Annotated in this window: 4 protein-coding genes; 3 read left to right on the top strand and 1 reads right to left on the bottom strand. The window is 69.8% G+C overall.

From position 1 onward, the window contains the following. The 3 genes from QZZ33_RS12500 to QZZ33_RS12490 form a co-directional block, all read left to right on the top strand. Positions 1 to 1,342, top strand: a 1,342-nt coding sequence (locus tag QZZ33_RS12500; RefSeq protein WP_291380376.1) for a bifunctional o-acetylhomoserine/o-acetylserine sulfhydrylase, incomplete at its 5' end; no start/stop codon positions are given. 27 nt (positions 1,343 to 1,369) lie between these two features. Continuing rightward, on the top strand, positions 1,370 to 2,608 hold the full coding sequence (locus QZZ33_RS12495; protein WP_291380375.1) for a homoserine O-acetyltransferase: 1,239 nt from the start codon (positions 1,370 to 1,372) through the stop codon (positions 2,606 to 2,608). Between the two features lie 84 nt (positions 2,609 to 2,692). Then, a complete protein-coding gene (locus tag QZZ33_RS12490; protein ID WP_291380374.1) occupies positions 2,693 to 3,973 on the top strand; it encodes an endo-1,4-beta-xylanase in 1,281 nt (426 codons plus the stop codon). A gap of 38 nt (positions 3,974 to 4,011) precedes the next feature. Here the strand turns inward: QZZ33_RS12490 and QZZ33_RS12485 are convergent, their stop codons facing one another. After that, positions 4,012 to 6,975, bottom strand: coding sequence for an FAD-binding and (Fe-S)-binding domain-containing protein (locus QZZ33_RS12485; protein ID WP_291380373.1), 2,964 nt, complete (start codon positions 6,973 to 6,975; stop codon positions 4,012 to 4,014). Between the last annotated feature and the right edge of the window lie 11 nt (positions 6,976 to 6,986).

Raw genomic sequence — 6,986 nt, 5'->3', positions numbered from 1 at the left:
CACCGAATGGGCCTTCGAAACCCAGCAGATCCACGCCGGCCAGGTGCCCGATCCCACCACCGGCGCCCGCGCCCTGCCGATCTACCAGACCACCTCTTTCGTGTTCGAGGACACCACCCAGGCCGCGGCGCGCTTCGCGTTGGCGGAGCTCGGCCCCATTTACACGCGCATCGGCAACCCCACGCAAGACGCCGTCGAGCAGCGTATCGCCGCACTCGAGGGAGGGGTGGCCGCCCTGCTGGTCGCCTCCGGCTCCGCCGCGAACGCGCTCGCCATCCAGAACCTCGCGGAGGCCGGCGACCACATCGTGTCCTCGCCGTCCCTGTACGGCGGCACCTACAACCTGTTCCACTACACGCTGCCCAAGTACGGCATCGAGGTCAGCTTCGTGGAGAACCCCGACGACCCCGAGTCGTGGCGCGCCGCCTCCAGGCCCCACACCAAGGCGTTCTTTGGCGAGTCCATCTCGAACCCCAAGCAGGACCTGCTGGACATCGAGGCCGTCGCGGCGGTGGCACACGAGATCGGCGTGCCGCTCATTGTCGACAACACCGTCGCCTCGCCCTACCTGGTGCAGCCGTTCAAGTGGGGAGCGGACATCGTCACCCACTCGGCCACCAAGTACCTGGGCGGTCACGGCACCGCGATCGGCGGCGTGATCGTCGACGGCGGTTCCTTCGACTACGCGCAGGACCCGGCGCGCTTCCCGCAGTACAACACCCCCGACCCCAGCTACAACGGGCTCACGTACGCGAAGGACTTGGGCGTCGGCTCGGCGCTGGGCGCGAACCTCGCGTTCATCCTCAAGGCCCGCGTGCAGCTGCTGCGCGACCTCGGCCCCGCCGTGTCGCCGTTCAACGCGTTCCTCATCGCTCAGGGCATCGAGACGCTGTCGCTGCGCATTGAGCGCCACGTGGAGAACGCGGTCAAGGTGGCCGCGTTCCTTGAGGGACGGGACGATGTGCTGAGCGTCGCCTACTCGGGCCTCGAGTCCTCCCCGTGGCACCAGTTGCAGCTCAAGTACGCGCCCAAGGGCGGCGGCTCTGTGCTTGCCTTCGAGATCGCGGGCGGCGCCGACGCCGGGCGCGCCTTTGTGGACGCGCTTGAGTTGCACTCGCTCGTGGCCAACATCGGCGACGTGCGCTCGCTCGCGATTCACCCCGCCACCACCACCCACTCGCAACTTGCACCCGACGAGCAGGCCACCACCGGCGTCACGCCCGGGTTGGTGCGACTGTCGGTGGGGCTAGAGAATGTGGTCGACATTCTGGCGGACCTGGAGACGGGCTTCGCGGCGGCAGCGGCCGTACGTGAGGGCTCCGCGGCCACGGCGAGCGCCTAGGCACACGACGAACGGCTAAGGAGTCCGATGGACGACGACGCCTCCGAATGGGTGGACGCGCCCCCGACGCCGGTACCGGCGTCGGGGGCGTGGCGCCCTGGAGATCACCCAGGCGAGCGGAAGTTTCTGCGCATCGGCGACCTGCCGCTCGAGTCGGATCCGATCGGAGTGCTGCCCGACGTCACGCTCGCCTATGAGACCTGGGGCGAACTCAACGACGCCCGCGACAACGCCATCTACGTGTCGCACGCCCTGTCTGGCGACAGCCACGCCTACGGGCACGCAGGCCCCGGTCACCTCACGGGAGGCTGGTGGAACTCACTCGTCGGCCCCGGCCGCCCCCTCGATCCCACTCGCCACTTCATCGTCTCAGCCAACGTCGTCGGCGGCTGTCAGGGCACCACCGGCCCCGCTCATCCCCACCCCATGGACGGCCGTCCGTGGGGCTCACGCTTTCCGTGGCCGACGCTGCGCGACATGGTCGCGGCGGAGGTGCGGCTCACCGACGCGCTCGGGATCGACGCGTGGCAGCTGATGTTGGGCCCGTCAATGGGCGGAATGCGCACCCTCGAGTGGGCGGCCCAGCACCCGACGCGCGTGCGGTCGATCGCTGCCGTCGGCACCACGGCGGCGACCACCGCGGAGCAGATCGCGTGGGGCGCGGCTCAGGGCGCGGCCATCCGAGCGGACGCCCGCTTCGCGGGGGGCGACTACTACGACGCTCCCGACGGCGAGGGGCCGCACGTGGGACTCGGCATCGCGCGCATGATCGCCCACACCACGTACCGCTCCGAGCCCGAGTTGCATGCGCGGTTTGGGCGCACGGTGCAGGTGGAAAGCACGGCGCAGGTTGACGACGTCGGCGTGACCGGCGACGTACTGCGCGGGCCCGGCCAGCCGGGCTCCGGCCAATACGCGATCGAGTCCTACCTGTCGCACCACGCCGACAAGCTCGCCAGACGCTTCGACGCGAATACCTACCTGCGCATCGTGCATGCCATCAACACGCACGACGTGGGGCGGGGGCGCGGCGGAATCGCGGCGGCGCTCGCGGGGTTCACGGCGCCGGCGCTCGTAGCGGCCGTGGACTCTGACAGGCTCTATCCCCTGTCGCACTCCCAGGAGCTCGCAGACGCCCTGCCCGGTTGCGACGGGGTTGACCTGCTGCACTCCGACGTGGGCCACGACGGCTTCTTGGTGGAATCGGCGGCGCTCAACGCGCTGATCGAGGGGCTCCTGGCCCGGGTCGAGACAGCGCGGCGGTAACTCCTCCACCGCGCGGCGCACCTACGATGAGAAGAGCCGCCCCACCGCACCACGTCGCCTGACAAGAATCGGAATAGCTTCCTCATGAACACCGCTCGCCACGTAGTCGATAACGATTTCGCTCACCGCACCACCGCCACCACCGTGACCCTCGTCGACGCCGCCGGGGAGCCAGTCGTCGGCCGCGAGGTCACCGTCGAGCAGACCCGCCACGCGTTCGGGTTCGGCAACATCGGCTTCGACTTTGTGGGGCTCGCGAACGGCGAGACAGACGCTTCCCCCGCGAACCCCTTTGGCGGCGCCAGGCCGTCCCACGCGGAACACCTCGCTCCCTTGTGGTGGGGCCTGTACAACCACGCGACGTTGCCGTTCTACTGGCGCGGCTTCGAGCCGCAAGAGGGTCAGCCCGACACCGAGCGGCTCATGACGACCGCCCGCTGGTTTGCCGACCGCGGCGCCACTATCAAGGGTCACCCGCTGCTGTGGCACACGCTCGCCCCGCAGTGGCTGATGGACAAGTCGGACGCGGAGGTGGAAGCAACCATTCGTGCGCGCATCCGCCGCGACGCCGGCGCCTTCGCCGGAGTGATCGACCTGTGGGACGCCATCAACGAGGCCGTCATCCTGCCCGTGTTCACCGCAGAGGAGAACGCGGTCACGCGCCTGGCGCAGTCCAAGGGCCAGGTAGAGATGGTGCGCATGGCGTTCGAGGAGGCGCACGCCGCTAACCCGCAAGGCCGGTTTGTGCTCAACGACTTCGACCTGAGCGCCGACTACGAGGACCTCATCGAACGGTGCCTCGACGCGGGCATTGAGATCGACGCCATCGGAGTCCAGACCCACATGCACCAGGGCTACCGTGGCGAGGAGGCCATCACCGCGATCCTTGACCGCTTTGGACGCTTCGGGCTGCCGGTCCAGATGACGGAGACCACGCTGCTGTCCGGCGAGATCATGCCGCCCCACATCGTCGACCTCAACGACTACCAGGTGGAATCCTGGCCTTCGACGCCCGAGGGCGAGGAGCGTCAGGCAGAAGAGATGGTGCGCCACTACCGCAACGTGTTCGCCCACCCGGCCACCGAGTCGCTCACGTATTGGGGGCTCGCGGACCAGGGTGCTTGGCTTAACGCACCGTCCGGCCTGGTGCGACTGGACGGTACCCCCAAGCCCGCGTACCACGCGCTACACGAGCTCATCAAGGGCGAGTGGTGGATGGCCCCCACCACCGTCAAGACGGACGACGCTGGGCGCCTGGTGATCGACGGGGTGGCGGGCACGTACGCGGTCACCGCGGACGACGCCACGGCAGCGGTCGACGCCTCGGCCACAGGCGCCCACGAGGTGACGGTCACGCTGGGCTGACGCCCGCCGCCGCACCGCGCCATCGTGCCGTCGCGCCGTCAGGAGTCCAGGTGCTCGGCCAGCACTTGCGCCAAGTGCAGGCCACGCACGCCCGCGAAGGCGTCCGCCTGGGTCCGGCAGCTCACGCCGTCGGCCAGGTAGACGACGCCCTCAGGAGCTTCGGCGCCCGTACCCCCGGCGTCGTCCGTCGCGAGGCCCGCCTCGCGCAAGGCGGGCAGCAGCGAGTTCTCTGCGATCTGGCGGGATACGTCGTAGTGGCCCTTCTCGTAGCCCCAGTTGCCGGCCAGCCCGCAGCAGCCGGACGCCTCGATCACGGTCGCACCGGTACGCGCCAAGAGGTCCCGATCGGCCGTGTAACCCATCACGGAGTACTGGTGGCAGTGCGGTTGCACCACGACGGTGACGTCCTCGAGGCTGGGCACTTGCCAGCCGTCGCGCGGCTTGACGGGGGCGCGGCCAGTGAGCACCTCGGCCAGGGTGAACGTGGCCGCGGCAACCGCGTGGGCGCGCGGGTCTTGAGGCAACAGCTCCACGAGGTCGCCACGTAGCACGGCGGTGCACGAGGGCTCGACGCCGATGATCGGGATGCCGTTGACGGCGAACGGGCCGAGCACCCCCAGCAGGTGGTCAAGGTGCTTCTTGGCGCCGTCGAGCTGGCCGGTCGAGATCCAGGTCACGCCGCAACACGCGTCGCCCGCCGCGACCAGCACCCGCAGGCCAGCGTCCTCCAGCACACGAACAACCGCCTGAGGCGCCTCGGGGCTGAGGCCGTCGCTGAAGGAGTCAGCCCACAGCACGACGGTGTTGCCCCGGATGTCATGCGAGGCGTCGCCGGAGGCTACCGACGCCGGGGCGTCTGCCATGCCCGCGGTCTGCGCCTCCGTGGCACCCGCCTTGCGCGACTTCGCGAACTGGGTGCGATGGAACGGCTTGGCCGCGAAACTCGGGAGCGAGCGGCGCTTGTCGAGGCCCGCGATCGACAGGATCGGCCGCCGCAGCCAGCCCACGCTGAACACCCCGTTGACCAGCCACGGCACCCAGCCGATGATCTTCATCCAGCGCGGCAGCCACCCGAGCGCGTAGTGCGCCATGGGGCGGAACTTGCGCTTGTAGGTGCGATGCAGCACCTCGGACTTGTAGGCGGCCATGTCCACGCCGCTCGGGCAATCGGCGCTACACGCCTTGCAGCTGAGGCACAGGTCGAGGCTCTCGCGCACCTCCGGGGCGGTGAGCCCACCGATCAGGGTGCCGTTGATCGCGTCCTGCAGCACCCTCGCGCGACCGCGGGTCACGTCCTTCTCATCGCCAGTGGCCGCGTAACTGGGACACATGAACCCGGAACTCTGGCCGATCGCATCGGCGCGGCACTTGCCCACGCCGGTGCAGCGGTGCACCGCCTCGGTGAGGTCGCCATGGTCGTGAGTGAAGGCGTGCCCGACGCCGGGGGTGCGCGGCGCGGCAGGCCGGCGCAAGTCGCGGTCCAATGGCGCGGGGTCCACCATCACGCCGGGGTTGAGCAACCCGTCGGGGTCGAAGAGCGCCTTGATCTGGCCGAACAACGCGATCGCCTCTGGGCTGTACATGGTGGGGAGCAGTTCCGAGCGGGCTCGGCCGTCGCCGTGCTCGCCGCTGAGCGAGCCGCCGTGGCGTGCCACCAACTCCGCGGCGTCGTTCATGAAGGCGCGCAATGGGGCGCCGTCATGCTGCAGAGGGATGTCCAGGCGCACGTGGATGCAGCCGTCCCCGAAGTGGCCGAACGGCTGGCCCGTGACCCCATGGCGCTCCATCACCTCGTCGAACTCGCGCAGGTAGGCGCCCAGGTTCTCCGGCGGCACTGCCGCGTCCTCCCAGCCTGGCCAGCATTCGGCACCATCAGCGCTGCGGCCAGAAAGGCCCGCACCGTCGGCGCGGATGGCCCACAGTCGCGCCGTCTCCACTGGGTCCCTGACGATGCGGTACGTGCCGGTGCTCGCGTCGGCCGCGAGCGCGGCCATCGCCTCCTCGACCTCCTCGGCGGTATCGGCGCCCATCTCGACAAACAGCCACCCGGCGCCCTCGGGAAGGTCCGGCACGCCCTGGCTGCCCTTGGCCCCCGCCACCCGCGCCACGAGTCGCGCGTCCAGGCCCTCGATCGCCTGAGGCTTGTGGGCGAGCATCGGTACCACGGCGTCGGCGGCCGATGCCATGTCGGTGTAGGCGAAAACGCCCATGAGTCGCGCGTTCGGCACGTCCACCAGGCGCACCGTCGCCTCGAGAATCGTGGCGAGGGTGCCCTCCGAGCCCGCCAGGAACCGGGCCACGTGCGCCCCGTTCTCCGGCAGCAGGTGCTCCAGGCTGTAGCCGGACACCTGACGCCCGAAGCGGCCGAACTCGGTGCGGATCAGGCTGAGGTTGGCCGACACCAACTCATCGAGACCTGGCACGGCCCCATTGCCGCCTGCGCGTGCCGTGAAGCGTCGTCCGGCGCCGTCGACCAGGTCGAGCGAGGCCACGTTGTCTGAGGTCTTGCCGAAGGCCACGGCGTGGGGGCCGCACGCGTTGTTGCCGATCATCCCGCCGAAGGTCGCGCGGTTCGAGGTGGACGGGTCCGGGCCGAAGCGCAGGCCGTACGCGGCGAGTTCCTCTTGCAGGGTGGACAGCACCACGCCTGGCTGCACGCGCGCCGTCTTGGCCTCGATGTCGATGTCCAGGATCTGGTTCATGTGCCGGGTGGTGTCCAGGACGATGCCGGGGCCGATCGAGTTTCCAGCCACGGACGTGCCGCCGCCGCGCATCGTGACGGGGGTGCCGGTCTCGCGAGCTACCCGGTGAACCGCGATCACGTCCTCCGCATCGCGCGGGTACACCACCGCTTGCGGCACCACGCGATAGTTCGACGCGTCTGAGCTGTACTCGGCGCGGCGACGCGCGGAGGTGTCCACCTCACCCTTGACGGCCGCGCGCAAGGCGGCCGCGAGGTCGGTGGAGGAGAGGTCTGAGGAGCGAGGCGCCGTTGTCGTCACGGGGCGATTCT

It is taken from the genome of Demequina sp. (genome assembly GCF_016278775.1).
GTDB lineage: Bacteria > Actinomycetota > Actinomycetes > Actinomycetales > Demequinaceae > Demequina.
The sequence above is the reverse complement of the archived record's forward strand: the minus strand, read 5'-3'. Positions and strand labels throughout refer to the sequence as shown.